This window comes from Bradyrhizobium sp. 76, assembly GCF_023073025.1.
Lineage (GTDB): Bacteria > Pseudomonadota > Alphaproteobacteria > Rhizobiales > Xanthobacteraceae > Bradyrhizobium.
Genome location: NZ_JADPIS010000015.1, coordinates 119,649 through 146,482 on the forward strand (window position 1 = coordinate 119,649; position 26,834 = coordinate 146,482).

29 protein-coding genes and 1 tRNA gene are annotated in these 26,834 nt (G+C 64.3%); 19 read left to right on the forward strand and 11 right to left on the reverse strand.

Features of this window, described 5'->3' with window-relative positions:
• The first annotated feature begins 32 nt into the window (after positions 1–32).
• Positions 33–311: a twin-arginine translocation signal domain-containing protein gene (locus tag IVB48_RS01350; RefSeq protein WP_247396701.1), complete on the forward strand. Its 279-nt coding sequence runs from the start codon at positions 33–35 to the stop codon at positions 309–311.
• Positions 312–457: 146 nt separating this feature from the next.
• Here IVB48_RS01350 and IVB48_RS01355 read toward each other — a convergent pair whose 3' ends face one another.
• The 3 genes from IVB48_RS01355 to IVB48_RS01365 form a co-directional block, all read right to left on the reverse strand.
• Positions 458–709: a hypothetical protein gene (locus IVB48_RS01355; protein WP_007603074.1), complete on the reverse strand. Its 252-nt coding sequence runs from the start codon at positions 707–709 to the stop codon at positions 458–460.
• Positions 710–912: 203 nt separating this feature from the next.
• Entirely contained in the window at positions 913–1,923 is a 1,011-nt protein-coding gene (locus IVB48_RS01360; protein WP_276576823.1) for an alpha/beta hydrolase, read from the reverse strand.
• 84 nt (positions 1,924–2,007) lie between these two features.
• A complete protein-coding gene (locus IVB48_RS01365) occupies positions 2,008–2,706 on the reverse strand; it encodes a winged helix-turn-helix domain-containing protein (protein WP_211399403.1) in 699 nt (232 codons plus the stop codon).
• A 194-nt stretch (positions 2,707–2,900) separates the two neighbouring features.
• Between IVB48_RS01365 and IVB48_RS01370 the strand changes: the two genes are divergently transcribed.
• Genes IVB48_RS01370 through IVB48_RS01380 form a run of 3 tightly spaced genes read left to right on the forward strand, consistent with a single transcriptional unit; the run spans position 2,901 to position 4,458 of the window.
• On the forward strand, positions 2,901–3,209 hold the full coding sequence (locus tag IVB48_RS01370) for an NIPSNAP family protein (protein ID WP_247396703.1): 309 nt from the start codon (positions 2,901–2,903) through the stop codon (positions 3,207–3,209).
• Between the two features lie 37 nt (positions 3,210–3,246).
• On the forward strand, positions 3,247–3,597 hold the full coding sequence (locus tag IVB48_RS01375; protein ID WP_007603077.1) for an antibiotic biosynthesis monooxygenase: 351 nt from the start codon (positions 3,247–3,249) through the stop codon (positions 3,595–3,597).
• Between the two features lie 51 nt (positions 3,598–3,648).
• Positions 3,649–4,458 carry an isocitrate lyase/phosphoenolpyruvate mutase family protein gene (locus IVB48_RS01380; protein ID WP_247396711.1) on the forward strand — a complete coding sequence of 270 codons (810 nt, stop codon included), beginning with the start codon at positions 3,649–3,651 and terminating at the stop codon, positions 4,456–4,458.
• A gap of 57 nt (positions 4,459–4,515) precedes the next feature.
• Here the strand turns inward: IVB48_RS01380 and IVB48_RS01385 are convergent, their stop codons facing one another.
• Positions 4,516–4,908 (reverse strand): hypothetical protein, encoded by a 393-nt coding sequence (locus tag IVB48_RS01385; protein ID WP_027567464.1) that lies wholly within the window; start codon positions 4,906–4,908, stop codon positions 4,516–4,518.
• A 163-nt stretch (positions 4,909–5,071) separates the two neighbouring features.
• On the opposite strand from IVB48_RS01385, the gene IVB48_RS01390 reads away from it, so the two are divergent.
• The gene (locus IVB48_RS01390) at positions 5,072–5,719 is read left to right on the forward strand and encodes a trimeric intracellular cation channel family protein (RefSeq protein ID WP_247396712.1); all 648 of its coding nucleotides are present in this window, start codon (positions 5,072–5,074) and stop codon (positions 5,717–5,719) included.
• A gap of 1 nt (position 5,720) precedes the next feature.
• On the opposite strand, the gene IVB48_RS01395 is transcribed toward IVB48_RS01390, so the two are convergent.
• Positions 5,721–6,947 carry a c-type cytochrome gene (locus tag IVB48_RS01395; RefSeq protein WP_247396716.1) on the reverse strand — a complete coding sequence of 409 codons (1,227 nt, stop codon included), beginning with the start codon at positions 6,945–6,947 and terminating at the stop codon, positions 5,721–5,723.
• 280 nt (positions 6,948–7,227) lie between these two features.
• Between IVB48_RS01395 and IVB48_RS01400 the strand changes: the two genes are divergently transcribed.
• From IVB48_RS01400 to IVB48_RS01440, 9 genes are all read left to right on the forward strand, one after another.
• The gene (locus IVB48_RS01400; RefSeq protein ID WP_247396718.1) at positions 7,228–10,719 is read left to right on the forward strand and encodes an indolepyruvate ferredoxin oxidoreductase family protein; all 3,492 of its coding nucleotides are present in this window, start codon (positions 7,228–7,230) and stop codon (positions 10,717–10,719) included.
• 393 nt (positions 10,720–11,112) lie between these two features.
• Positions 11,113–12,270, forward strand: a complete 1,158-nt coding sequence (locus tag IVB48_RS01405; protein ID WP_085360843.1) for a thiolase domain-containing protein — start codon at positions 11,113–11,115, stop codon at positions 12,268–12,270.
• A complete protein-coding gene (locus IVB48_RS01410) occupies positions 12,270–12,659 on the forward strand; it encodes an OB-fold domain-containing protein (protein WP_247396722.1) in 390 nt (129 codons plus the stop codon). Before IVB48_RS01405 ends, IVB48_RS01410 begins: the two co-directional genes overlap by 1 nt.
• 149 nt (positions 12,660–12,808) lie before the next feature.
• Complete coding sequence (locus tag IVB48_RS01415; RefSeq protein WP_247396725.1) at positions 12,809–13,669, forward strand: MaoC family dehydratase; 861 nt, start codon at positions 12,809–12,811, stop codon at positions 13,667–13,669.
• Positions 13,670–13,820: 151 nt separating this feature from the next.
• Complete coding sequence (locus IVB48_RS01420; RefSeq protein WP_247396728.1) at positions 13,821–14,699, forward strand: SDR family oxidoreductase; 879 nt, start codon at positions 13,821–13,823, stop codon at positions 14,697–14,699.
• 28 nt (positions 14,700–14,727) lie between these two features.
• Entirely contained in the window at positions 14,728–15,681 is a 954-nt protein-coding gene (locus IVB48_RS01425; RefSeq protein ID WP_247396731.1) for a dihydrodipicolinate synthase family protein, read from the forward strand.
• A gap of 4 nt (positions 15,682–15,685) precedes the next feature.
• The gene (locus tag IVB48_RS01430; protein WP_247396733.1) at positions 15,686–16,501 is read left to right on the forward strand and encodes an NUDIX hydrolase; all 816 of its coding nucleotides are present in this window, start codon (positions 15,686–15,688) and stop codon (positions 16,499–16,501) included.
• An 80-nt stretch (positions 16,502–16,581) separates the two neighbouring features.
• Complete coding sequence (locus IVB48_RS01435; protein ID WP_247396747.1) at positions 16,582–17,520, forward strand: EamA family transporter; 939 nt, start codon at positions 16,582–16,584, stop codon at positions 17,518–17,520.
• 86 nt (positions 17,521–17,606) lie between these two features.
• Entirely contained in the window at positions 17,607–20,294 is a 2,688-nt protein-coding gene (locus tag IVB48_RS01440; protein ID WP_247396749.1) for a PAS domain S-box protein, read from the forward strand.
• 101 nt (positions 20,295–20,395) lie between these two features.
• Here the strand turns inward: IVB48_RS01440 and IVB48_RS01445 are convergent, their stop codons facing one another.
• A complete protein-coding gene (locus IVB48_RS01445) occupies positions 20,396–20,746 on the reverse strand; it encodes a GrlR family regulatory protein (RefSeq protein WP_007603093.1) in 351 nt (116 codons plus the stop codon).
• Between the two features lie 257 nt (positions 20,747–21,003).
• Here IVB48_RS01445 and IVB48_RS01450 point away from each other — a divergent pair, with 257 nt between their 5' ends.
• Positions 21,004–21,501: a hypothetical protein gene (locus tag IVB48_RS01450; RefSeq protein ID WP_247396751.1), complete on the forward strand. Its 498-nt coding sequence runs from the start codon at positions 21,004–21,006 to the stop codon at positions 21,499–21,501.
• 51 nt (positions 21,502–21,552) lie between these two features.
• On the opposite strand, the gene IVB48_RS01455 is transcribed toward IVB48_RS01450, so the two are convergent.
• The gene (locus IVB48_RS01455; RefSeq protein ID WP_018455287.1) at positions 21,553–21,936 is read right to left on the reverse strand and encodes a VOC family protein; all 384 of its coding nucleotides are present in this window, start codon (positions 21,934–21,936) and stop codon (positions 21,553–21,555) included.
• 179 nt (positions 21,937–22,115) lie between these two features.
• Here IVB48_RS01455 and IVB48_RS01460 point away from each other — a divergent pair, with 179 nt between their 5' ends.
• The 3 genes from IVB48_RS01460 to IVB48_RS01470 all read left to right on the forward strand — a co-directional run bounded on the left by IVB48_RS01460 (position 22,116) and on the right by IVB48_RS01470 (position 23,619).
• Positions 22,116–22,685 carry a hypothetical protein gene (locus IVB48_RS01460; RefSeq protein ID WP_247398110.1) on the forward strand — a complete coding sequence of 190 codons (570 nt, stop codon included), beginning with the start codon at positions 22,116–22,118 and terminating at the stop codon, positions 22,683–22,685.
• A 160-nt stretch (positions 22,686–22,845) separates the two neighbouring features.
• Positions 22,846–23,391: a hypothetical protein gene (locus tag IVB48_RS01465; RefSeq protein WP_247396752.1), complete on the forward strand. Its 546-nt coding sequence runs from the start codon at positions 22,846–22,848 to the stop codon at positions 23,389–23,391.
• A gap of 151 nt (positions 23,392–23,542) precedes the next feature.
• Positions 23,543–23,619, forward strand: a tRNA-Arg gene (locus tag IVB48_RS01470).
• 48 nt (positions 23,620–23,667) lie between these two features.
• Here the strand turns inward: IVB48_RS01470 and IVB48_RS01475 are convergent.
• The 3 genes from IVB48_RS01475 to IVB48_RS01485 all read right to left on the reverse strand — a co-directional run bounded on the left by IVB48_RS01475 (position 23,668) and on the right by IVB48_RS01485 (position 25,655).
• The gene (locus IVB48_RS01475) at positions 23,668–23,820 is read right to left on the reverse strand and encodes a hypothetical protein (RefSeq protein WP_018455284.1); all 153 of its coding nucleotides are present in this window, start codon (positions 23,818–23,820) and stop codon (positions 23,668–23,670) included.
• Positions 23,821–23,980: 160 nt separating this feature from the next.
• Positions 23,981–24,946 (reverse strand): helix-turn-helix domain-containing protein, encoded by a 966-nt coding sequence (locus IVB48_RS01480; RefSeq protein ID WP_247396755.1) that lies wholly within the window; start codon positions 24,944–24,946, stop codon positions 23,981–23,983.
• A 436-nt stretch (positions 24,947–25,382) separates the two neighbouring features.
• A complete protein-coding gene (locus IVB48_RS01485; protein ID WP_081747828.1) occupies positions 25,383–25,655 on the reverse strand; it encodes a hypothetical protein in 273 nt (90 codons plus the stop codon).
• Positions 25,656–25,968: 313 nt separating this feature from the next.
• On the opposite strand from IVB48_RS01485, the gene IVB48_RS01490 reads away from it, so the two are divergent.
• Positions 25,969–26,430: a host attachment protein gene (locus tag IVB48_RS01490; RefSeq protein WP_247396757.1), complete on the forward strand. Its 462-nt coding sequence runs from the start codon at positions 25,969–25,971 to the stop codon at positions 26,428–26,430.
• Between the two features lie 26 nt (positions 26,431–26,456).
• Here IVB48_RS01490 and IVB48_RS01495 read toward each other — a convergent pair whose 3' ends face one another.
• Positions 26,457–26,720: a hypothetical protein gene (locus IVB48_RS01495; RefSeq protein ID WP_247286983.1), complete on the reverse strand. Its 264-nt coding sequence runs from the start codon at positions 26,718–26,720 to the stop codon at positions 26,457–26,459.
• Positions 26,721–26,834: the final 114 nt, after the last annotated feature.

Here is a 26,834-nt window from a genome sequence, read left to right on the forward strand (position 1 = left end):
ACTGGGCACGACCATCCAAGAGGACAGAAGTCATGGAGCGCCGGAACTTTTTGAAATTTGCAATCGGTATCGCGGCCGGAGCTGCCGCGTTCACGACGGCCGCACAGGCCGCGCCGCTGGCGCCGCAGCCGCTCGGTGATCCCAGCAAGCCGCAAGGCAATCCCGACGCTCATCCCGCAGTCACGAGCAGCGATGAAGCCGCGCAGTTGAAGCCGGAGCAGGTGCACTGGCACGGGCACCACCGTCATTGGGGTTGGCGCCGCCGTCACTGGGGCTGGCATCGCCGACGCTGGCACCGCCGCCATTGGTAAGCGTCGCGCTAAGCGAGGCTTGAACGGGGACCGCGATCGCGGTCCCCGTTCTGATTCGAAACATCCGGGTGCGGCGTCAGGCGCTCAAAAGAAAATCGCCGCGCAGGCTTTCGCCGCGCGGCCATTTCGCTATGCGAAAAACGAGATCAGAACGGGCGGCAGCGGCCGGCGTACCAGCGGAAGCCGTAGGGGCACACGCGCGCGCGCGGCACGACGACGACAGGGGCCGGCGCGACCACGATCGGACCCGGGCGGACAACGACCGGGCCGCGCATCGGGCGGCAGCCGCCATAGGCGCCGCGATACCAGCCGGGGCCGCAACCGCCGGCGGCGCTGGCCGCCTCGCTGAAACCAACGACCGCGCTGGCAAGCATCACGGCGGCAAACAGGTATTTCATTTGATCTTCCTTCTCGTCCTTGGGGGTAGGATTGGGCCAGGTTTTAGGAGGGCTCGGCGCTTTCGGCGCACCATGAATCAAAAGACACGATTCGACACGTTAAAATCGCAACATGCCGAAACGACGCCAGCCAAATCTGCCAATCATGACCTGAATGCGGCATGAACATTCCCCGCACGCGGCTCCGGACGACAGCAATGACGCTACCGGCCGAGAAAACCCAGCACCAGATCCTTGTACTTCTCAGGCGCCTCCAGGAAGACGAGATGGCCGGTGTCCGGGATCACCTCGGCTCGCGCATTCGGCATCTTCGCCGCGAGTGCCTTCGCCAGCTCGGCGTTCTCTCCCATTTTCGCGCGCAGCGCCTCGGGCGCGTTCGGTCGGCCCGGTGCGTTGTGGTCGTCGGCGCCCATGATGAACAGCGTCGGCTCGGTGATCAGTGCGATCTCGTGCGCCACCGGCTCGCGATAGATCATCTGGCCGGAACTGACGAAGGCGCGCAGCCAGCGCGAATAATCAGGGCTGCCCTTGATATTGAAGCGGGCGTCGATGAACGGCGTGATCGCGTCCGGCGGCAGCTTGATGGCATAATTGGTCTGGAGCTGCTTGCGATAGCCATCAGCCGTGAGCTTGTCCTCGGTCTCGATGATCTTCTCGGTCGGAGTCGGCGGCACATAGAGGCGGTAGTCTTCCAGCCCGATCGGGGCCGTCAGAACAAGGTGGGCGACGCGGTCGGGAAAGGCGCGGGCGATGCGGACGCCCAGCATGCCGCCGAGCGAATGGGCGACGATCTCGGCCTTGTCGATCTTGAGGTGATCGAGCAGTGCGATGGTGTTGCGCGCCAGCGTGTCGAAATGCAATTCGCCCGTCGGCTTGGAGGATTTGCCGAAGCCGATCTGGTCCGGCACCACGACGCGGAAGCCGGCCTCGCTCAGCATCTTGATAACAGGCGCCCAGTAGCTCGACGGGAAATTGCGCCCGTGCAGCAGCACCACGGTGCGGCCGTTTGGCTGCGCAGGCGGCACATCCATATAGGCCATGCTGAGCTGCTCGCCGTCATTGACAACAGGCAGCAGGTGCACGGGGTAAGGATAGGCAAAGCCTTCGAGCGCGATGCCGTAAGGTTCGCGCGGGACGGTGTCGGCGGCGTGGGTGGAGGTGAGCGGAGAGGCGATGAGGACGGCGACGAGCGCGGCCGAAGCGAAGCGGATCATGGGGGTCTCTGTGTGTGACAACCGTGGCCATAAACACGTGGATGGCCGGGTCAAGCGAGAGACGTCGTTCACACGGAGTTGTGTTTAGTCCCGCCCGTCACCGAACAACGCGGCAAACTGCTTCTCGCCGGTGCGCGTAAAATTCACCACACGGCTGCCGGGCGTGGCGTCGCGTGCAGCCCATTTCAGCTCGGCGAAACGCTGCATCATCGCGGCGCCGAGCGTGCCGGCGAGATGGTGGCGCCGCTCGCTCCAGTCGAGGCAGGCCTTGCAGACCGGCCGGCGCGGATGAGTGAGCATGTCGGGCGAGATCTGCAAATGCTTCGCCAGGAAGCGCTCGCCCTCCGCCGTCAGCTCGATCTCCTGCTTCTTCTGCCTGACCAGGTTTTGCGCGCGCAGGGTGTCGAGCATCTGCACCCCGAGATCGCCGGCGAGATGATCGTAGCAGATCCGCGCGCGCCGCAGCGCCGGATCCTTCGGCCCGGTGCGCACGCGCATATGGCCGGTCCGTGCGGCGAGGCCCGCAAGGCCTTCCAGCACGCCGGCGACGTCGTCGTCGGTGAGGCGGTAGTAGCGGTGGCGGCCTTGCTTCTCCGGCTCGATCAGGCCGCCGGCCTCGAGCTTGGAAAGATGCGAGCTCGCGGTCTGCGGCGTGATGCCGGCCTCCTGCGCCAGCTCGCTCGCGGTGAGCGCGCGGCCGTTCATCAGCGCCGTGAGCATGTTGGCGCGTGCGGGATCGCCGACGAGCGAAGCGATCATGGCGATGTCTGGACCTGATTTCATGCTTCGATGGTAGCCGAAGCATTACGGTGGGGCAAGCGCGTAGCGTGGGGTTGCTCGTCATTGCGAGGAGCCCGTGACAAAATTGCGAAGCAATTTTGCACTGGCGACGAAACAATCCAGGCTGCCTCTGCAGAGGGATTCCTGGATCGCTTCGCTGCACTCGCAATGACGGTGTGGAACCAGAGGAGCCCATCATGTCCATCACCGCCTTCATCCGCTACCAGCTCGATCCCTTCAAACGCGCGCAGTTCGAGGAGTATTCGAAGCGCTGGCTCACCATCATCCCGAAATGCGGCGGCGATCTGATCGGCTATTTCATGCCGCACGAGGGCACCAACAATATCGCGTTTGCGCTGATCACCTTCGAGAGTCTGGCTGCGTATGAGGCCTATCGCGCCCGGCTGCGTCAGGATACGGAAGGCATGGCGAACTTCCACTTCGCCGAGGAGCACAAATTCATCCTCGCGGAAGAGCGCACGTTTCTGCGCCAAGTGGTTTTGTAAGTGGTATCGTAGGCCATCAACGACAGGAGAGATGCCCATGATCGCCGTGATCTTCGAGGTCTGGCCGAAGCCGGAACACCGCCAGGATTATTTCGACCTCGCGGCCGACCTCAAGCCGATCCTGCAAACCATCGACGGCTTCATCTCGGTCGAGCGTTTCGAGAGCCTGACCGACAAGGGCAAGATCTTGTCGGTGTCGTTCTGGCGGGACGAGGCGGCCGTGCAGGCCTGGCGCAACACGATGGAGCACCGCCGCACCCAGGCCAAGGGCCGCGCAAAAATCTTCGCCGATTATCATCTGCGTATCGCCAGCGTCATCCGCGACTACAGCATGAATGATCGCGAGCAGGCGCCAAAGGACAGCCGCGCGGTGCACGACGCGCACTAGCGCGCGCGGCGGCACGTCCCCATCTCTGCGCGGCCAACAAGGGAGAGAAACATGCACGTGACAACTGCTGACAAGCGCGCGACCTTCAGGAAGCTGCACGAGAGCGGCTGCTTCATCCTGCCCAATCCGGTCGACGTCGGCAGCGCGAAGGCGTTGCAGCATCTCGGTTTCAAGGCACTCGCGTCGTCGAGTGCGGGCTTTGCCTGGACCATCGGCAAGGCCGACAACCACGTCTCCGTCGAGGACGTCTGTCAGCACCTGGCGGCATTGAGCACGTCCGTCGATATCCCGGTGAACGCGGATTTCGAGGGCGGCTTTGCGGTCGAGCCGGACAAGGTCGCGGATAATGTCGAGCGCTGTGTGCGCACCGGCGTTGCCGGCCTGTCGATCGAGGATTCCACCGGCGACAAGGACAAGCCGATCTACGAGCGCGCGCTCGCAGTCGAGCGCATCAAGGCGTCGCGCAAGGCGATCGGCGATAGCGGCGTGCTCCTGGTCGGCCGCTGCGAGGCCTACCTTTGGGGCGTGACCGACCTCAAGCTCGTCATCGACCGGCTCACCGCTTACGCCGATGCCGGCGCCGATTGCCTTTACGCGCCGGGCCTCAAGAGCCGCGAGGACATCGCCGCGGTGGTGAAGGCTGTCGCACCCAAACCGTTCAACCTGTTGATCGGCGGCTCCGGGCTGTCATTGCAGGAAGCTGCCGATCTTGGCGTGCGCCGGATCAGCGTCGGCGGTTCACTCGCTCGCGCCGCCTGGGGCGGCTTCATGCGGGCCGCGAAGGAAATGGCGGAGAAGGGGACCTTCGCGGAACTCGCGAGCGGCTATCCCGGCGGCGAGGTCAACAAGATGTTCAGCTAAGACAAACGAAAGCGGCGGGATGTGAGTCCCGCCGCTGTCGCATATTGTTGCAATTCGTTACTTCGCGCCGTCAGCCGGTGCCGGCGTATCCGGGGCCGGCTTGCTCGGTGCGGCGCCCGTGGTCACGCCCGGCCCGGTGTTGGTGCGCGGCGTCACGTCGCGCATGCCGGGAGGTGCGGCCGGATTGGTCGCCGGTGCCTGCTGAGCGGTCTGCGTCGCCGGCGTGGTGCTGGCCTGGTTGCTGGTGCCGGTGTTGTTCAGGCCGTAGAATACGGCACCCAGCACCAAGGCGATTGCCACTGCGAACAGGGCTACTTTGCCGCTGGAGGCGGGGCCTTCGCCAAGCTCCGGGTCGACCTGAAGCTGGGCATCCCGTCGCGCCGCATTGCGATACTCATCATCGGCGAGATTCGGGCGGTACGGATCGTTGATAAAACGGTCGTCAGCCATCGATTGGTTCTCCTCGATTATTGCGGCGGGACAACCCGTGGATGCGAGATTCTGTTCCGCCCCTCTTAATGCTTTCGTCGCATGTTGCGCCCGCGGCGGGAATCGGAACCTGTTCGCTGGGGAACCTGAAGCGTAAGCTCCGCTGACGGAAGGGAACAACGCGATGTGGAGCTTGCCGCCGAGCGATAGCGTGCTGCATCTGTTGTCGCTGGTTGCGGTCGCGGCGCAAGGCATGACCGCTGCGCTCGCAGCCGGCCGCCGCAGCATGGATTGGCTCGGCGTCTGCTTCCTCGGCTGCATCACGGCGCTCGGCGGCGGCACTTTGCGCGATCTCTTCCTGGGGCATTATCCGCTGGCCTGGGTGCAGAACCCTATCTACCTCGCACTGGCCGGAGGCGCCGCCTTCCTCACCATCCTGATGGCTCGCCTGGTGCACCGGCTGAAACTGGCCTTCATCGTGCTCGATGCCATCGGCCTCGTCGTCTTCACCATGACCGGCTGCGACATCGCCTGGCAGATGGATGCCACGCTGCCGATCGTCATCGTCTCCGGCATGGTAACCGGTTGCGCCGGCGGCGTGTTGCGCGACGTGCTCTGCAACGATGTGCCGCTGCTGTTCCGCTCCGAACTCTATGCCAGCGTCTCGGTGGTGACGGGACTGTTCTATGCCACCGCGTTCGGTCTCAAGCTGAACGCCGAGCTCTGGACCATTTTGACGTTCGTCCTCGGCATCAGCTTTCGCCTGCTGGCGGTGCGCTACAAATGGGAGATGCCGAAATTCGTGTTCACGGAGGAGGAGCGGGAGCCTTGAGCTACGGCTCCTGCTTCCGCGCCCTCGCCACCTGCGCCGGCGTCACCAGCGGCGCGGCATTGCCCCAGGAATTGCGGATGTAGTTCGTCACTGCTGCGACCTCTTCGTCGGAGAGCCGGTTGGAATAGGCCGGCATCTCCCCGGTGTTAGGAGCGCGCGGGGTCGTCACGGTGTGGGCGCCGTCGAGGATGATGCGCAAGGTCGAGGACGGATTGACCGATTGCAGCAGCGCGTTGGCGGGCAGCGGCGGATAGATGCGCGGTGCGCCTGTGCCGTCGGCCTCATGGCAGGCGATGCAGAGCTTGGCGTAGATGGCCTGGCCGGCCTTCATCTCGGCATCATCAGGCGGCGTCACGATCGTCTCACGCCGCGCTGGCGGCAGGTTCTTCAGGTAAACCGCGATTGCGCGCACGTCGGCATCGCTCATCTTCGAGGTCGAGTTGACGACCACCTCCGCCATCAGCCCGCTGGCATGGCTCCTGGCGTTGCGCCCGCTCTGAAGATATTCGGTGACGTCCTCGACGCTCCACGATTTCAGCCCCGTGCGGGCGGCGCCATCGAGCCGTGGCGCGTACCAGCCGCCGACCTCGTTGCCCGCGAGGGCCTGCGCCTGCTTGTCCGCGCCGAAATAGTTCTTCGGCGTATGGCAGGCGCCGCAATGACCGAGCCCGGTGACGAGATAGCCGCCCCGATTCCACGCCGCGCTCTGGCTCTGGTCCGGCTCGAACAGGCCCGGCTTGAAATACACAATGTTCCAGATCCGCATCAGGCCGCGATAGCTAAACGGCCAGCGCAGTTCCGGCGACTTGTTGCGGCTCGTGACGGCCGCGAGCGTTCCGAGATAGGCCCGGATCGCCAGCGTGTCGTCCTTCGTCATCCGCGTGAAATAGGGGTAGGGAAACGCCGGGTAATAGTTGGAGCCATCGGGCGCGACGCCGGTGCGCACGGCGCGGGTGAAGTCGGCGTCGGTCCAGGCGCCGATGCCGGTGTCGCGGTCCGGCGTCAGGTTCGGCGCGTAGATCGCGCCGAACGGCGTGTCGATGCGCTTTCCGCCCGCGAACGGTTTGGCGGGATCGGCGGTGTGGCAGCCGGCACAGTCGCCGGCTTCCACCAGCGCCTTGCCAGTGGCGATCAGCTCCGGTGACGGCTCGGCAGCGACGGCCGCGTTCGCAACCGCACTGCACAACGCCAGAGCCACGAGAGCCAGGCCAGCCAGAATCGTCCGCATCGAAAGCCTCTCCTGCGCCCCATCGACGCCGTCCCGGATGACCAGGCGTCAATTCGTTGCGCGACGGCGGGGGTATGGTGACACAAAATGAAAATCGCGGATGCCAATGCAGCCACGAAATTGCGATTTTTCCCCGGCGCTGCCTTTGGTCCAGAATTGTGATGCGGAGCGTGAAATATCCGACATAGAGTGGCGGAAATGGTCGGCGCGCCCTAGCTAAAAACAACGGGCAGGCAACGGCTTAAGCAGCCAAGCGCTCAAAAGGGCGGAAGAGGACATAATGGGCATCAACCAGGGTCCGATCAGTCTCGATCAGAAATACACCCAGGACACCGGACATATTTTCACGACGGGCATTCAGGCCCTTGTCCGGCTGCCGATGGCCCAAATCCGGCGCGACCGTGCGGCGGGGTTGAACACCGCCGGCTTCATATCCGGCTATCGCGGCTCACCGCTCGGCGGCTATGACCAGCAGCTGTTCGCCGCGCGAAAACATCTCGAGCAGTACAATATCAAGTTCCAGCCCGGCGTGAACGAGGACCTGGCCGCGACCGCGGTCTGGGGCTCGCAGCAGCTCAACCTCTCGCCCGGCGCCAAGTATGATGGCGTGGTCGGCATCTGGTACGGCAAGGGGCCCGGCGTCGATCGCTGCGGCGACGTCTTCCGCCACGGCAATGCCGCGGGCTCCGCTAAAAACGGCGGCGTCTTGTGTCTCGCCGGCGACGACCACGGCGCAAAATCCTCGACGGTCCCGCATCAGTCCGACCACGCGTTCATGTCGGCGCTGATGCCCTATCTCTACCCCTCGAGCGTCCACGAGATGATCGAGATGGGTCTTCTCGGTATCGCGATGTCGCGCTACTCGGGCTGCTGGGTCGGCATGAAGGTGATCACGGAGACCGTGGAGACCACCGCCGAGATCGATCTCACCGACGAGATGACGCCGTTCGTGATCCCGACCGATTTCGAGATGCCCGAAGGCGGCCTCAATCTGCGCTGGCCCGACGACCGCTTCGCCCAGGACCGCCGCTTGCAGGACTACAAGGGCTTTGCCGCGATCGCTTTTGCGCGCGCCAACAAGGTCAATCGCATCACCATGGACTCGCCGAATGCGCGCTACGGCATCATGGCGTCCGGCAAGAGCTACGAGGATATCCGGCAGGCGCTGCGCGAGCTCGGTATCACACCCGAGGTCGCCGCCAAGATCGGACTTCGATTGTACAAGATCGGTATGCCCTGGCCTCTGGAGCCGGAAGGCGTCCGGCAATTCGCCGTGGGCCTCGAGGAAATATTCATCATCGAAGAGCGCCGTGAGATCGTCGAAAATCAAGTGAAGCAGGAGCTGTTCAACTGGCGCGACGACGTCCGTCCCCGGATCATCGGCAAGATGGACGACCACGACAAGCGCTTCCTCCCCTTTGCCGAAGAACTCAGCGTCGCCTCGCTGGCCAGCTCGCTCACCGAGCGGCTGCTTCGACTTGATTTCAATCCCGAAATTGCAACGATGCTGCGCGCCAAGGCCGATTGGTTCAACGGCCGCCAGGCGTCGCAAATGCAGGCGACCGCGCCTGTCGCCCGCACCCCGTATTTCTGCTCGGGCTGCCCGCACAACACATCGACCAAGGTGCCCGAAGGCAGTCGCGCCTTTGCCGGCATCGGTTGCCACTTCATGGCACTGTGGATGGACCGCTCCACCGAGACCTTCACCCACATGGGCGGCGAGGGCGTGCCGTGGGTCGGCGTTGCTCCCTTCACCAAGGAAGAGCACGTGTTCGCCAATCTCGGCGACGGCACGTATTTCCACTCCGGCAGCCTCGCGATCCGCCAGGCGATCGCCTCAGGCGCCAACATCACCTACAAGATCCTCTATAACGACGCGACCGCGATGACCGGCGGCCAGCATGTCGACGGCGAATTGTCGCCGCAGCAGATCACCTTCCAGCTTCACAGCGAAGGCATCCGCGAGATCTATCTGGTCTCCGAAAATCCCGACACCTATCCGGCGAACGAGATCGCGCCCGGCGTCAAGACAGCGCATCGTGACGAGCTCGACGCGGTCCAGAAAACGCTGCGCAAGGTCAAGGGTGCGTCCGCGATCGTGTTCGTGCAGACTTGCGCCGCCGAGAAGCGCCGCCGCCGCAAGCGCGGCACGATGGAGGATCCGGCGCGCCGTGTGCTCATCAATCCCGCGGTGTGTGAAGGCTGCGGCGATTGCTCGGTGCAGTCGAACTGCATTTCTGTCGAGCCGCTGGAGACCGAGTTCGGCCGCAAGCGCGCCATCAACCAATCGACCTGCAACAAGGATTATTCCTGCGTCAAAGGCTTTTGCCCGTCCTTCGTCACCGTCGACGGCGGCAAGATGCGCAAGCGTGCGCCGGCGGGCGTCGGCGATATCGGCGCGCTGCCTGAGCCGGCATCGCGCCCGAACCTGGACAAGCCCTACAATATCGCGGTCGGCGGCGTCGGCGGGACCGGCGTGCTGACCATCGGCGCGCTGCTGGGCATGGCCGCCCATATCGAGGGCAAGGCCTCGATGATCCTCGACATGTCGGGCCTGGCGCAAAAGGGTGGGGCGGTGCTGAGCCACGTCCGCCTGTCGGACCATCCGGCCGAGGTGACCTGCTCGCGCATCGTCACCGGCACGGCCGATGTGGTGCTCGCAGCCGATGAGGTGGTCGCAGTTGCCAAGGACACCATCTCGCTCTGCGACAGCAGCCGCACCCGCGGCATCATCAACAGCCACGTCATTCCCACGGCCGACTTCGTTCTCAACCGCGATTTCAACTTCCAGACCCGCAAGCTGAACGGGTTGCTGGAAACCGCGCTGCACAAGGATTCGGTGTTCTTCGACTTCACCAAGCCGGCCGAGCAGCTGCTCGGCGACAGCATCGCAACCAACATGATGATGATGGGCTACGCCTATCAGAAGGGCCTCTTGCCGTTGTCGGCGGAAGCGATCGAGCAGGCGATCGAGGTCAACGGCGTCTCGATCAAGATGAACAAGGAAGCCTTCCGCCTCGGCCGGCTCGCGGTCGCCGACCCCCAGCGCCTGGTAGACATGCTGAAGGGGACTGACGACGTCGTCGCACCGAAGACGCTGGAGGCGATGACGCTCGACGAACTCATCGAGCACCGCGCCAAGCATCTTACGGCCTATCAGAACGGCCGGCTGGCCAAGCGCTACCGGAAGCTGGTGGACCAGGTCAGCGACGCCGCCAGGCAGGGCGGCTATGACGAGGCGCTGACACGCGCCGTTGCGGTCAACTACGCAAAACTGCTGGCCTACAAGGACGAATACGAAGTCGCACGCCTTTACACCGACGGCGCGTTCGAAAAACAGCTCCGCGACCAGTTCGAGGGCGACTTCAAGTTCAACTTCAACCTGGCCCCGCCTATTCTCAGCAGGGGCGTCGATGCGCTCGGCCGCCCGAAGAAGCGCGCGTTCGGCCCGTGGATGCTTCCGGTGTTTCGCGTGCTGGCGAAGTTCAAGGTCCTGCGCGGCACGCCGTTCGACATCTTCGGTCGTAGCGCCGATCGCAAGCTCGAACGCGATCTGATCGCCGGCTACGAGAAGGACGTCGCCACCGTGCTCGGCCTGCTGTCGCCGCTCACGATCGACACCGCGGTGGAGCTGCTGTCGTTGCCCGACCGCATCCGCGGCTATGGCCCGGTGAAGGAGAAGGCCGTCGCGGACGCCAAGGCCCGCTACGCCCAGCTCGCCGCCGACCTCGCGAACCCGCCGCCGGCTCCGCGGCAGATCGCGGCGGAGTAGAATTTGTGGGGTGGGGGCGCTGATCCACCTACCAAATTCCTGTTTGAAATCAACCACCGGTCTACTGTGCATGGGGTTGTTTTCGCAGAAAAGGGTGTTCCGATAAAACGAAACCGCTTGTGGCGTCGGGCAAAACACCTTTAGGGTTCTGCCCGTCGCCCCCGTCATTGCGAGCGCAGCGAAGCAATCCAGAAATGCGTCCGCGGAGAAGATTCCTGGATTGCTTCGCTGCGCTAGCAATGACGATTCCGGAAGCAGAGGCGTTCCGACCGCACCTCGGCGATTTGCGCGAACCCGCTGCCCTCTCGCCCGGCGGAATATTTCCGCGCTTGCCAACAGGGCGGCAGCGGTTCAGAAAAAAACGGAAGCGAGAAACGCCAGCGGAGACCTTATTTGACCATCAAGGGCAAGGCCTACATTGCCGGGATCTACGAACACCCGACCCGGCACGCGCCGGACAAATCCACCGCGCAGCTCCATGCCGAGGTCGCCAAGGGCGCGATCGAGGATGCCGGGCTCAGCAAGGACGATGTCGACGGCTATTTCTGCGCGGGCGATGCCCCGGGCGGCGCCTGGCCGATGGTCGATTATCTCGGCCTCAACACCAAGAAACTCCGCCATGTCGATTCAACCGAGACCGGCGGCTGCTCCTACATCATCCATCTCGGCCACGCCGCTGAAGCCATCGCCGCGGGCAAGTGCTCGATCGCGCTGATCACGCTGGCCGGCAAGCCGCGCACCGGGGCGATGCCACCGCGCGCGGCCGGCGCCGAGGCCGATTTCGAGACGGCTTACGGCGCGACCACGCACAATGCCTACGGCATGTGTGCCATGCGCCACATGCACGACTATGGCACCACCAGCGAGCAGCTCGCCTGGATCAAGGTCGCGGCCTCGCACCACGCGCAATACAATCCGCATGCGATGCTCAAGGACGTCGTCACCGTCGAGGACGTCCTGAACTCGCCGATGATCTCCGATCCCTTGCATCGCATGGATTGCTGCGTCGTCTCCGACGGGGGCGGCGCGCTGATCGTGACGACACCCGAGATCGCAAAAAGCCTGAAGAAGCCGCTGGTCAAGCTGATCGGCCACGGCGAGGCGATGAAGGGCCCGCGCGGCGGCAAGGATCTCGACCTCACATACTCCGCCGGCATCTGGTCGGGCCCGCGTGCGTTCGAGGAAGCCGGCATCACGCCGAAGGACATCAAATACGCCTCGATCTACGACAGCTTCACCATCACGGTGCTGATGCAGCTCGAAGACCTCGGCTTCTGCAAGAAGGGCGAGGGCGGCAAGTTCGTCGCCGACGGCAATCTGATCTCGGGCGTCGGCAAGCTGCCGTTCAACACCGATGGCGGTGGCCTCTGCAGCAACCATCCCGTCAACCGCGGGGGCATGACCAAGATCCTCGAGGCCGTGCGGCAGCTGCGCGGCGAGGCGCATCCGAAGGTGCAGGTTAAGAATTGCGATCTCGCCATCGCCCACGGCACCGGCGGGCTTTTGGGTGTTCGCCACGCCGCCTCGACTGCGATTCTGGAGCGCGTGTGATGAGCGAAGTCAAGAAATATCCGGCCCCGGTGACCAACCCCGAGACAGCCGCGTTCTGGGACGCGGCCAAGCAGGGCAAGTTCATGATCAAGCGCTGCACCGCCTGCGGCGAAGCGCATTACTTCCCGCGCGCGATCTGCCCGTTCTGCTACTCCGACAAGACGGTGTGGGAGGAGTCTTCGGGCGAAGGCACGATCTACACTTACAGCTTGATGCGGAAGTCGCCGACAGGCCCTTACGCGATCGGCTACGTCACGCTGAAGGAGGGGCCGTCGCTCCAGACCAATTTCGTCGATTGCGATTTGACGACGTTGAAGATCGGCCAGAAGGTGAAAGTGGTGTTCAAGCCGACCGATGGCGCACCGCTGCCGTTCTTCACGCCGGCTTAGGGCGGTCCTCATCCTGAGGAGCTTGCGAAGCAAGCGTCTCGAAGGATGGCCACAATAAAGAAAGCGTTTCGGGCATCCTCATGGTTCGAGACGGCGCAAGAGCGCCTCCTCACCATGAGGATGAACACCACGGGGAGGAAACAACAAAAATGTCAGCCAGATACGACGAACTCAAAGGCCTCAAAAACCTCGGCCAGAAATATTCCTACACCGACCGCGAAGTGATGCTCTATGCCTACGGTATCGGCCTCGGCGCCGATCCGATGGACGAGAACGAGCTTGCCTTTGTCAATGAGGGCACGTTGACACCGCGGCCGCTCAAGGTGGTGCCGACCTTCGCGTCCGTTGCGGCGTGGGGCGCGGGTCCGGGCGAGATGAACCTCAACCGCGTGATGGTGGTCGACGGCGAGCGCGACATCACCTTCCACCAGCCGCTGCCGGTCGCCGCGCACATCACCGCCGATTCCTCTGTCGTCGAAGTCTACGACAAGGGCAAGGACAAGGGCGTCGTCATCAGCCACCAGACCGTGCTCAAGAACGAGAAGGGCGAGAAGCTGGCAACGCTGGTCGCCTCACGTTTCGCCCGCGGCGACGGCGGCTTTGGCGGGCCGGACCTGACCCAGCCGGATCCGCACAAGATCCCGTCGCGCGCACCCGACACGACCATCGACATCGTCACGCGTCCCGACCAGGCGCTGGTCTATCGTCTCTGCGGCGACCGCAACCCGCTGCACTCCGATCCCGAATTCGCGAAGAAGGCCGGCTTCCCGCGCCCGATCCTGCACGGCATGTGCACCTACGGCATCACCTGCCGCGGCGTGCTCCAGACCTATGCCGACTACGACGCCTCGGCCTTCCGCCAGCACGTCGCGCGGTTCTCCTCGCCGGTCTATCCCGGCGAGACCGTGACCATGGACCTCTGGAAGGACGGCAGAGTGATCTCGTTCGAAGCCAAGGTGAAGTCGCGCGGCGTCACCGTGATCAAGAACGGCAAGACGGTGCTGGGGTGATGATGCCGCTCGACGCGCTCTGAGTTATCTCGTCATGCCCGGGCTTGTCCCGGGCATCCACGTTCTTCGCGCGGTTGGCGATCAAGTTCGTGGATGGCCGGGACAAGCCCGGCCATGACGGAGCAAAAGAACAAAACAGGGAGACGCCACCATGGGACTACTCGATGGCAAGGTTGCGCTGATCACCGGCGCGGGCGGCGGGCTTGGTGAGGCCTACGCAAAGCTGTTCGCGCGGGAAGGGGCCTCCGTCGTCGTCAACGACCTTGGTGGCCCCCGTGACGGCTCCGGCGCCGACACATCGATGGCGCAGCTGGTGGTGGATGCGATCAAGGCCGAAGGCGGCAAGGCGGTCGCCAACGGCGCCGACATCTCCACCATGGAAGGCGGCCAGTCGGTGTTCGACGACGCCATCAAGCACTTCGGCCGCGCCGACATCCTCGTCAACAATGCCGGCATCCTGCGCGACCAGACCTTCGCCAAGGCTAGCGAGTCGGACTGGGACAAGGTCATCAAGGTGCATCTGAAGGGCACCTTTTGTTGCACCATGCCGGTGTTTCGCTGGATGCGGGAAAATGGCGGCGGCGTCATCGTCAACACTTCCTCGACCTCGGGCCTGATCGGCAATTTCGGCCAGAGCAATTACGGCGCGGCCAAGGGCGGCATCTGGGGCCTGTCCAACGTGCTGGCGATCGAGGGCCGCAAATACAACATCCGGATCTGGACGCTTGCGCCGGGCGCGCTGACCCGCATGACCGCAGACCTGCCCCGCTATAAGGAGAACCCCGGCGCGGCGCTGGGGCCGGACGGCATCGCGCCGGCCGTGCTATACATGGTCAGCGACTTGTCCGGCGACCAGACCGGCAAGGTGCTGGGCGTGTCCGGGCCCCGCGGCGTGCGCGAAATGCGGATGATGGAAATGGACGGCTGGAAGCCGCCGCACATGGGCTGGAAGGCCCAGGACATCGCCGATCATGCCAAGGAGATCTTCTTCTCCGAAGAGCAGATCAAGATGGGGGCGCGGCGGTTTTAGCCATCGACAGAGAGAAACAAGGACAACGATGAAACTCACCGCCGACGCCAAGGGCACCTTCGCAATCGCGCCGACGCCGTTCCACGATGACGGTCGGATCGACGAGCGCTCGATCGACCGCCTGACCGATTTCTACGAGGAGGTCGGCTGCGACGGCGTCACGGTGCTGGGCATTCTTGGCGAGGCGCCGAAGCTCGATGCCGCCGAGGCCGAGCAGGTGGCGGTACGCTTCGTCAAGCGCGCCAAGACAATGCAGGTGATCGTCGGCGTCTCCGCGCCGGGCTTTGCCACCATGCGCTCGCTGGCGAAGGCATCCATGGAGGCAGGTGCGGCCGGTGTGATGATCGCACCGCCGCCGTCGTTGCGGACCGACGACCAGATCATCGGCTATTACAAGCAGGCGGCCGAGGCTATCGGCCCCGACGTGCCCTGGGTGCTCCAGGACTATCCGCTGACCTTGTCGGTGGTGTTCACTCCCGCCGTGATCCGCAAGATCGTCACCGACAATCCCAATTGCGTGATGCTCAAGCACGAGGACTGGCCGGGGCTGGAAAAGATCTCGACGCTGCGCAATTTCCAGAAGGACGGCTCGCTGCGGCCGCTCTCGATCCTCTGCGGCAATGGCGGGCTCTTTCTGGACTTCGAGATGGAGCGCGGCGCCGACGGCGCCATGACCGGCTATGCCTTCCCCGAGCTTCTGATCGACGTCGTGCGACTTTCGAAGGAAGGCAAGCGTGACGCCGCCCATGATCTGTTCGACGCGCATCTGCCGCTGATCCGCTACGAGCAGCAGCCAGGCGCGGGCCTTGCCGTGCGCAAATACGTGCTGCAGAAGCGCGGCATCATCGCCTCCAGCGCCCAGCGCAAGCCCGGCGCCACCATCACGCCGGCGGCGAAGGCCGAGGTCGAGTACCTGCTGTCGCGCGTCGCCCGCGTCGACAAGCGCGCCAATCTCGGCCCGCAATCCAGCGCAGCAGGTTAATCGAATGGCCGAGGCATCAGCATCGCGCCCCGCGTCGACGATCCTCCTGCTGCGCGACGGCGTGAAGGTCGACGGCAAAAGCCGCGACGAAATCGAAGTCTTCATGATGGTGCGCCATCATCAGATCGAGTTCAATTCGGGCGCGCTGGTGTTTCCCGGCGGCAGCGTCGATGCCGGCGATCAGGAGATCGTCAAGCGCTCCGACCTGTATTCGGGCGGCGAGGGCCTGAGTGAAGCGGACCGCGGATTTCGGATCGCCGCGATCCGCGAGACCTTTGAGGAAAGCGGCATCCTGCTGGCGCGGTCGAAAGAATCGGGCACGCCGGTCGATGCCAGGCGCGCCGGCGAGATCGCCGATGCGCATCGCGTCGCGCTCAACGAGCACAAGGTCAGCTTCCTGAGCATTCTGGCCGACTACGGCCTCCAGCTCGCGCTCGATACGCTGGTGCCTTACGCGCACTGGATCACGCCCGAGGGGATGCCAAAACGTTTCGACACCTGGTTCTTCCTTGCGGCAGCACCTCCCGACCAACTCGGCGCACATGACGGCCGGGAGTCCACCGACTCGATCTGGGTCTCGCCGCGCGAGGCGGTGGAGGGCGGCGAGAGCGGCCGCTTCAAGCTGCCGTTCCCGACCACGCGCAATCTGATCCGGCTCGCCAAGCAGTCGAGCGTCAGCGCCGCACTCGAGCACGCCCGCGGCATGTCTGTCGTCACGGTGATGCCTGTCATGACCAAGACCGAAACCGGCCGTCAGCTCCGCATTCCCCGCGAGGCCGGCTATGACGGCGAGGTGTTCGAGGTCGGGGCGCTCGGCTAGGACACTTCGACACACAACGAAGTATTCGCGAGGGCAGACGCGCTACGTTCCGTTCCTGACAACAGGACGAGGCGCGCGACATGGACAACCGGCAGGACAACAACATTGTCGTCGAGCTGGCGCTGCTGCTCGCGCTCGCGACGCTCTGGGGCGGCTCCTACACCTTCATCAAGCTCGGCGTCGCCACCATTCCGCCGATCACGCTGATCGCGGCGCGCACCACGATTGCGGGCCTGCTGCTGCTCGCGATCATGTGGGTGCGGGGCATCAGGCTGCCGACGGCTGCCGCGACCTGGCAACGCTTCGCCTTCCAGGCCGTGCTCAACAGCGTGATCCCCTGGACGCTGATTGCCTGGGGCGAGCGCCACGTCGATGCCGCGCTCGCGACCATCCTCAACTCGGCAGGCCCGATCTTCACCTTCCTGCTCACGGCGGTCGTGACGCGTCACGAGGCGACGACACCGCGCAAGCTGGTCGGCGTGGTTGCCGGCATGGCCGGCATCCTGCTGATCGTCGGCGTCGATGCCTTCCATGATTTCGGAAGCGGCCTCGTCGCGGAGGCCGCCATCGTTGCCGCCACCATCTGCTACGCCTGCGCCGCCATCTTCGGTCGCGGCTTCAAGGGCCTCGATCCCATGGCGCCCGCGGCCGGTTCGTTGCTGGCCGGGGCGGCGGCGCTGATCCCGGCCTCGCTCATCCTCGAGCAGCCCTGGACGCTCTCGCCCTCGCTGAGTTCCGTGTTTGCGCTGCTCGCGCTGGCGACCTTCTCGACCGCCGCGGCCTTCGTGATCTATTTCCGCCTGATCCAGACCCTGGGCTCGGTCGGCACCACCGCGCAGGCCTATCTGCGCGTGCCGGTCGGGGTTGCCATCAGCGTCGCCTTCCTCGGCGAGAGCCTGAGCCGGACCGCCTGGATCGGCCTTGCCTGCGTCGTCCTCGGCGTCGCCGCCATGACCATCCCGGCCCGGCGGCCGGCGTCAAAACGTCATAAAACCGGAGGCAAGGAGGGCAGATATTAAGGATATTCGGCGGCTAGACGCATGTTCCCCCGGGACCGCAATACGTCGTATATTGGAGCTCCAATAGCCGGGTCCTCACATCACCAATGTCCGCCGAATTGACGCCGACCCCTGAGAAAAAGCGAACATTCTCGCTCTCCATCGGCCAGCTCACCTTCGGCAGCTTCCTTCTGGTGCTGGCGGTGATCATCGTCACCTCGACCGCGAGCGTGATCGCGATCCGGCACATCGACACGACCTTTGCCGAGCTGCAGCGGCTCCAGAGCGTCGGCGACCTCGCCGAGGACATCGACCGCCGCATGAACGAGCTGCGGCTCGCCGCGCGCGACTTCGTCACCGATCCCGGCGCCGGCATTCAGTTCAAGCAGGTGGGCGAGGCGGCCTCGACGCTCAGCGACATCCTGAAGAAGACCCGCATCGAGCTCGTGCCCGAGCAGCAGGACATGATCGACGGGGTCAGCGAGAGGCTTGCGACCTATCGCAGCGGGCTGGAGCGGATTTCGACCTTGATCGACCGCCGCGCCCAGCTGCTCGCCGGCCTGCCGCCGCTCCGCGACCAGTTCGACGCGGCTGTCTCCGGCACCGGGGACCGAGAGCTGGCGTCCCGCCTGTCGGAAGCGCAGAGCCGGATCGCGCTTGGTTTGCTTGCGCGCAACCCGTCCGCGGCCGAGCAGGCGGCGCAGAGCATGCGGGCGATGGGAGTCGCTGATCCCAAGCTCAGATCGGCCGTCAACGACTACGCCGAGGCGATCATCGCGGTCGCTGTCCGTGAACGGCAGATCGCCGACATCGATCGCGAGGTGCTGGGAACCGAGGGCCGGCTGATCGGCCGCGTCACCGAATTGCTGCGCGAGGTCAGCGCCCGGCGCGGCCACGTGCTGTCGCGCGACTTCGCCCGCACGCTGACGGAGGCGCGCTGGCAGAGCATCGTGCTCGGTACCATCGGCGTGCTGATCGGCATTCTCGCGGCTGGCTTCGTGGTGCGGCGGACAGTCCGTCCGCTCGCCCAGATCGCGCGGTCGATCCGCGCGCTCGCAGCCGGCGAGAAGAACACCTCGATCCCGTCCGCCGACCTCGACAATGAGATCGGCGACATCGCGCGGGCGGCCGAAGTGTTCCGCCGCGCGCTGGAAGAGGCCGACACGGCGCGCGAGGCGGCGGTGCGCGCATTGACCGAGCAGCGCCTCGCCGAAGAGAGCTATCGGAAACTGTTCGAGGGCTCGGTCGACGGCATCTATGTCACGACGCCGGCCGGCGACCTCCTCAACGCCAATCCGGCGTTGGCGCGGATGATGGGCTATGACAGTCCGCAGCAGCTGATCGACAGCATCAACGACATCGCCCACACCATCTATCTCAATCCCGAGGCGCGCGTCGAATATCAGCGGCTGATGGCCCGCGACGGCATGGTGCGCGAGTTCGAATACCAGGTGCGCCAGCGCGGCGGCGACATCCTGTGGCTGTCCGACAGTGCGACCGGCGTCCGCGACGAGGCGGGCAACATCGTTCGCTACGAGGGCACGCTGCGCGACATCACCGACCAGAAGCGCGCGGAAGACGCCATCGCCGAAGGACGGCGCCTGCTCCAGCAGGTCATCGACACCGTGCCCGCGGTCATCAACGTCAAGGACCGCGACCTGCGCTACGTGCTGATGAACCGTTACATGGCCGGCATCTTCGGCATCGAGCCGGGCGATGCGCTCGGCCGCACCACGGCCGATCTGATGTCGCGCTACGGCGCGGCCAAGTCCGACGAGAGCGACAAGCGCGTGCTGACGCTGCGAAAAGGTCTCGGCTTCTACGAAGAGGAGTACATTGATTCGTCCGGCCACATGCGGCAATGGCTCGTCAACAAGCTGCCGCTGCTCGATGCCGAAGGCGAGATCGAGCGGATCGTGACCGTGGCGCTCGACATCGGCGAGCGCAAACGCGGCGAGCAGGAGATGCGGAAAGCCAAGGAATCCGCCGAGACCGCGCTGCGCAATCTGCGCGAGACCCAGGCCTCGCTGATCGAGGCGGAGAAGCTGGCGGCGCTCGGACGCCTCGTCGCTGGCGTCGCGCACGAAGTCAACAATCCCGTCGGCATCAGCCTCACGGTCGCCTCCGCGCTGGAGCGCAAGACCGCGATGTTCACCGCCGAGGTCGAGCGCGGCGAGCTGCGCCGCTCTGCGCTCAACGACTTTCTCCACACCAGCCGCGATGCGTCCTCGCAGCTCGTCTCCAATCTCAATCGCGCCGCCGAGCTGATCCAGTCGTTCAAGCAGGTCGCCGCCGACCGCAACTATTCGGACCAGCGCAGCTTCGATCTCGGTGACCTCACCGAGCAGGTGGTGATGAGTCTGCGGCCGGGCCTTCGCAAGCACAATCTGACGCTCAATGTCGAGTGTCAGCCCGATCTGACCATGAACAGCTATCCCGGACCGTACGGCCAGGTGCTGACCAATCTGTTTCTCAACGCGGTGGCGCACGCCTTCCCGGACGGCCGGCCGGGGACCATCGACATCCAGGTGCGCGAGTCCGGCAAGGACAATGTCGAGATCATCTTCTCCGACAATGGCTGCGGCATGTCGCTCGATGTCCGCCGCCGTGCCTTCGATCCGTTCTTCACGACGCGGCGCGACCAAGGCGGCACCGGTCTCGGGCTGCACATCGTCTACAGCATCGTCACGAACAGGCTCGGCGGACGGCTCGATCTGGATTCCGAACCGGGCAGCGGCACACGTATCCAGATCATCCTGCCGCGCGTGGCGCCGCTCGAGCAGGCCGCGGAATAGCTCACGCGTTTTCGAGCGAAGTGGATGCCGGCTTCGCGTGAAGAAAACGCGTCGAAACAACAATTGAGAGCTTCAGTTCTGATTCAATCAGAACCGAAGCTCTAGTCGGCCTCTGCAAGCTTGTGCAACGTCGCGCCGAAAATCTGGCTGGCCTTTCCGACCAACGCGGTGCCCGTCATGTCCCCGCGCGTCTCCGTGAACGTGCCGCTGACGCCGATGCCAACCGCGGCAGGTCCGCCGAACAGCGGATTGTCGTCACCCCGCGGGGAGGTGTGACGCTGGACCAGCACCTCGCCCTTGAAGGTGTTGTCCTTCACCGTGTAGCTGCCGGTGTAATAGAGGTAGGCATCGCCGCCAAGAATCTTGCCGTCGCGAAACAGAATCACGCCGCTGCCCTTGCCGACCCGACCATCGAGCAGGTTCACGTGAATCGAATAGAGGCCGTTCTTCATAACGTCCCAAGGCCGGCCGCCATCGCCCAATGGCGTAACCGGTAGTGCATTTATGCCAAAGGGCATGCAGCCACGCAACGCGGCAGTTTGGCTGCCGACCTTGCGAGCTTGCCCGTGAGCCGTAATTGTCCCGGCTTGTCTATGACACTGCCATGACGGTCTGATCATGAAGCGAGGCCAGTCGTTACGAATCAAGTTGGCCCGCGAAATGCATAACCATTGTTGCACTGGCCGCGGGGTGCTGGAGCAAGACAAACGTGAGCAACTGGATCGATTCCGGCGGCGAGAAGCCGCGTCTGTCCAGTGTGCGTCCCACGATTTGCGAAACACGACAACGGCGGATCGGCGGCGCGGCACGCTGGCGAACCGTGGCGAGCCTAGCATGCGTCCTGGCCCTGATCGCACTCGCGGCCCCCTTCGGGCACGCGCGCGACCGCGGCCAGTTCGTCAACACCAATGCCGAATTGAAGGCCTGGTTCGACGGACTGCGAAGCGGCACGGGGCCTTGTTGCTCCGATGCCGACGGCTCGGCGCTCTCGGACACCGACTGGGACAGCAAGGACGGGCACTATCGGGTCCGCGTCCCGCGTTATGGCTACGTGATCGACGGCCGACCGCAGGAGCTCGTCTGGGTCGAGGTGCCCGAGGAGGCCGTGATCTCGGAGCCGAACCGGGTGGGGCGCACCATGGTCTGGCCGATCTACGGCTACATGGGCGTCGCCGTCCGCTGCTTCATGCCCGGCAGCATGACTTGAGGCACGCCGGGCGGCAACGTCGCCCGGTGAGCCGATGCGGCGCGCGCCGTGTCAGGTATATTTCTTGTCGCGCTCGAGCAACTCGATGGAGATGCCTTCGGGGCCGCGGATGAAGCAGATGCGCACGCCGGGGCGGATCGTGGTCGGTTCGCGCGTGAAAGTGACGCCCTTGGCCTTGAGCTCGGCGGCGACGGCGTCGATGTCCTTCACCGTGAGACCGAAATGGTCGAGGCCTTGATGCGGGTGCGGCGGCGGCGGGTTGACCGCATTGTCGCCCTCGAGCGGCGCAATGAAGATCCTTGCGCCGCCGAGATTCACGTCGATCCGTCCGGGCGCTTGCACGATCTCGCCACCGAGGATGTCCCGCAGCCAGGCCGCCGTGGCCTCCGGATCGGGGCTGCGCAGATGGACGTGATCCCAAGTGACGACTGGCATTTCGTGTTCTCCCGACGGATCTTGATGTTGCAGCGCATGTTAGCGGCCTCGGCCCGCGACCGCCACCGCTCTTGCCGACTCGGCAGCTGCGCGGGAACCTTAGTTCGCCTTCCCGATTAAGGTAAGCAGTGGCCGAATCCGTTGTCGAACGTGATCCCGCCGCGATCGGTGAAGCAACCATGAACGCTGGGTTTGACCGCATCGGGTTAGGGCGTTTCGCCGGGACCGGCGAACGACTGGCGCGGGCGGTGACGATCGCGAACGTTTCATTTGGACGAGGCCTGCTGTGGCTGTTCGCGGCCATCATCGTCGGTTGCGGCATCTGGATGCTGCTCCCCCTCTCCAGAGGCAACAGTGCAGAGCCGGTGACGTCTGAGATGGCAGCGGTCGCGACGGCGCCTTCGGGCGATGCGGCCGCCGCGTCGCCGCCTTCCGAAGCTCCGATTCCAACAATGGCAGAACTCGGCCGGATCAGGATTTCATCTCAGACCTGGCGCCGCGGCGGCCTTGGCTCGAAGGCGCTGGTGACGCTCACGCTGCGCAACGACAACGACTATGCCGTAAAGGATGTCGAGATCGTCTGCGCTTTTGCGCGGCGCGATGGCAATCATCTCACCGACCGCAGCCGCGTTCTGGCGGATCCGGTCAGCATGAAGAGCCGCAAGACTTTTGCGCGCATTCCTGTCGGCTTCGTCAACGTGAATGCCGATCAGGCGAAGTGTTCGCTTGTGGCAGCACGCCGGACATAAGGCTGGGAGTGCGGGGTAGCGGAAAAGTTACTGTCCCGGGGGCTTGGCCGAAAAACTTGGCGTCGCCATTTGAACCGAACGGCTGGGCCAGGAACCAATTAAATGATCGCCTGTTAAGGCGGAGAGCCCACGCGGGGATGCGGCGGGCGGAGCGTGGCCAATGCCCATCTTTCGGTATTTCTTCTTTGTCGGTGGAGCCTTGCTCGCACTGCTGTTCGCGGCGAACTACGCTCTGCCGACTTCGCCTGTGACGCAGGCTATCGCAACCGCAAGCAACGAACAGCCGTTGATTCGGATCCGGTCCGATCGCCACCTGCCGGAGCGTGTCGTACTCGACACCAGTCAGCCGACGCTTGCCGCCCCTGCGGTGAAGATCGCCGCCGTCGCGGCTCCCCAGCCGCCCGTGGAGAGCATGTCACCCGCTTTGGCCGAGATATCAGCCAAGGCGCGGGTCCGCGAGACGTTCGCCCAATTCACGCCGGCCGCGAAGGCCGATACCGCTGCGGCCAAGAAGACCGAAGCCAGGACGCAAATTCAGCCGCAAGTTCAGGCGCAGGCCCAGCCCCCTCAGACCCAATCCTCTCAGCTCTCGGCGCAGCAGCCCAAGCGCAAGGTCGCCAGAACGCATCCGGTGCCGCAGCAAGGGCGGCCGATGATGGTGATGGCGCAGCAGCCGCATTTCGGCTTCTTCAACAGCACCTGGTAAGGGCGGGTCTGACCCGTCTCGAATCAGGGCGGGAAGGGCTTTTTATTGGCCGGCCTCTCTGCTAATTCGAACCCATCCGAATGTCATCCGGCCTGCTGGCTCGCCAGCAGCGATCTGGGGCGTCTCGGTTACGGCCCAGATCTGGGCCAGGGCGCTCGTAGCTCAGCTGGATAGAGCATCGGATTTCGATTCCGAGGGTCGGGAGTTCGAATCTCTCCGAGCGCGCCAATTGTCAGGCCACAGTATTCGGATAGGGCGCGAGGCCGTGAGCCGCCTCTATTTGCCTTGGATCTTCAGCCCGTTGGGACCGACATTGATTTGCAGGCCATCGGGCTGCTTCTTCGTCTGGTAGAGATTGTAGCCGAGCACGGCCGCCGTGACGACCAGAGCACCGATGATCAGAAACAATACGTTGCGGCTAATAGACATTTTCTTCCTGAACCACTTGGTTGACGGCGAGAAAAACCCCGCACGTAGGGCGCGCGGGGTGCTTCAGTGCGCTGCCGGCGCACCGCCCGGATAATGCAGTTCGAGGGAACTGGTTCCCTTTAGGCGCGCGCCGCACTGGAAAGACTGGAGCCGGGTCTGGTCAACCAGCCGTCGGACCGGCTTGCCGGCCCCGGGCCAGCGTGTCGGACGGCGCTTCGTGGAAGGTCGCACGGTAAGCTGCGGCAAACTCCCCCAAATGGTGAAAGCCTTGGGCGCGCGCGCATGTGGCGACGTTGGCGCCCCCGCCTTTGAGAAGGCGAGACCGCGTCGCCCACAATTTTTTCAAACGAATGTATTGATGCAGGCTCATGCCACGCACCTTGCTGACGGCGCCGCCGAGCGTCCGGATCGAGACGCCGAACTCGCCGGCGAGATCGGCGGTATAGATCGGAGCAGTCGGATGTGCCGCGACGTAATCGTCGATCCGCTGCACGAGTTTGATCGACCGCTCGCCCTGGACGGAGGCACTCCGGTCCGAGAGCGAATCGATGCGAAACAGATCGTCGAGCGCGAGCAGCAGGCCTTCCTGGAGATGGGCGGCGACCTCGGTCGTTTCGAACAGGGCCGGCTGCACCGACGCGGTTCGCAGAATGTCGAGCAGGAGCTGCCGTATGTGGAGCAAAGCGGGGCGGTTCGCGACATAGGCCCGCAAATCGTCCGCCTGATCGAACCAGCCCCGGTCGCTCATGCCGGGTGAGAAGATGATCATCGCATGATGATTGGTCCGGCGCTCGACGAAATGGCATTCATCGCTGCCGCGGAGCGCGATGAAGAAACGCGCGTCCAGATCCATGCCCTTGGAATTGACCTGAAGGTCGTCCGTCATGGGCAGGATCACCATCCCCCCGGGCATCCGATAGGCGGCGTCGAGGATGCGCGCGAACGAGCGCATCATGACGATGCGGCAGCCGGGCAGGGAGACGACAGCGCGAGCCGCCGCGAAATTCCGGACGTCGAGCGGAATGCTTCTCGCATCCTCCATCGACTCGATCGGCCGAAACGCATCGACGTCGGCAAAGCCGATCAATTGAAGCGCCGAGGATGGGGCGAGGGCGTCGAACAACATGCGTGCGGCCGGCTGCTGCAATATGACAATCAAATGAACGTCGGAACATCGCCATCAATGGCGAAACATCGCGCTTCAGTAAACCGGATTCCGGGCCGTAGTATTGCGGACATCATGGCATGAAGCCGGCGGATCGATGTCGTCGTCAGCGGTCTCGAGACATCGGCTGGCCGGAGGCGAGGTCGATGAAATGCAGCCGCGTGCAGGCGGGACAGGCGAAGGAGGCAAAGCTCTCTGCCTCCTGTCTCTGTTGCTTCTCAAGATGTGTCTGCACGTTCATGCCCGTCTGGGGGCATCGAAAAACGATCAAATCGACCATCGTCGGAGAATGACGGCGTGGCGGATTTCGTCTTTGATCTAGATCAGTTTTGGAATGACTCCAGACCAACATCCTGATCTCGCAAAAGCGAAGGGGCCCCGGAGGGCCCCTTTAGAATCACCAGCGGCGATAGCGTGGTCCGTAATAGCGAGGGCCACCGTAAAAGCGCGGTGCATACCGGGGACCGTAGTAAGGCCGCGGCGCATAGTATCCATAGTAGTTCGGGCGCCAGAAACAGCGTCCCCAGGCGTCACAGACCATGCGGACCTGCTCGACGTCGGAAACCTGCGGCGTCGCAGGAGCAGGCGCGATGGGCATGGCGGACGCCGCCGATGATGCGACCAAGGCACCCAGCAGGGTCGCGGCGACGAGGCCAATTCTAAGCTTCATGATGTCTTTCTCCGCTTACGCAATACAGGGATATCGAAGTTTGTTCTGATCAAATTGTGGCGGGGGCGAAATGTAATGCTGATGAACAGGTCTTCAGCCAGCCCGCCGCAGGCCTGACCTTTGGCTCCGCCAGACTATCCAGGTTCGCGCTCTTGACCAATGCTGCGCTTGCGTTTGCGCCCCGCAGGACATCGCCACCATCCTTGATCCCGCGCAATTCTCCGATGCGGCTTCGTCCCTAAGCTTGGCGTCGTGGCCAGCCTTTTCGAGCAATTCGAAGAGCAGGCTCGCGAGGTCGCTTTGGAGCTGTGCAATGGACAAAATGAGAATCGACAAGGGGGACTGGCTGGTCGTGTGCGACGGGCGCAAGGCGCTCATTCTGGAAAACCTCGGCGACGAGATGTTTCCGAACCTCCACACCAGGGAGGTGCACGAGCAGCCCAATTCCTCGACCAGCGCGCAAGGGACCGACGCGCCGGGCAGGCTCCATGGCGCGGCCGGCAGCGCGCGCAGCTCGGTGGAGCAGACTGATTGGCACGACGAGGCCGAGCGCGCCTTCCTGCGCAGCCTCGCCGGACGGCTCGATGCCGCCGTCAGCTCAGGCGAGACCTCGGCCTTGACCATGGTGGCCTCGCCGCGTGCGCTTGGGATGATCCGCGCTGACTATTCGGATGTGGTGCGCAAGGCACTCCAGGGCGAGGTCGGCAAGGACCTCGTCAAACTGCCGGTCTATGAAATCGAGAAGCAATTGCTGCGGTCGGGCGCCGCCAAATAGCGGCCCCCGCGACGCGCCTGCGCCCCTCAGTAGCAGGGGTGCCGGCGGCGGTCCTGGCCGACATAGGCGGCTGCGCTCTGGTAGCAATGGTTGGTCGACGGGCCGTCGTAAAAGGCGAACGTCCCGGGCGTGATGCCGGGCCCGTAATTGTGGAGATAGCTGATCGGGTAGGGCAGCGGGTTCGTGGTATAGCGGTGGTACCGGTGATGTCCCCGTGCCTCTGCGAGGCCAGGGGCAAGGATTGCGGCCGACAGGGCAGCAATCGCGGCTACAAGCTTCAACTTGCTCATCTCGAATCTCCGGAACCCGCACGAATAAGTCAGCCGTTTATAGCCAGTTCGGGCGGCCGGAACACCCGTCTGCAGCCCGGAAATCGGGGCCAATCCCGCAGATTCCCGGGTGGG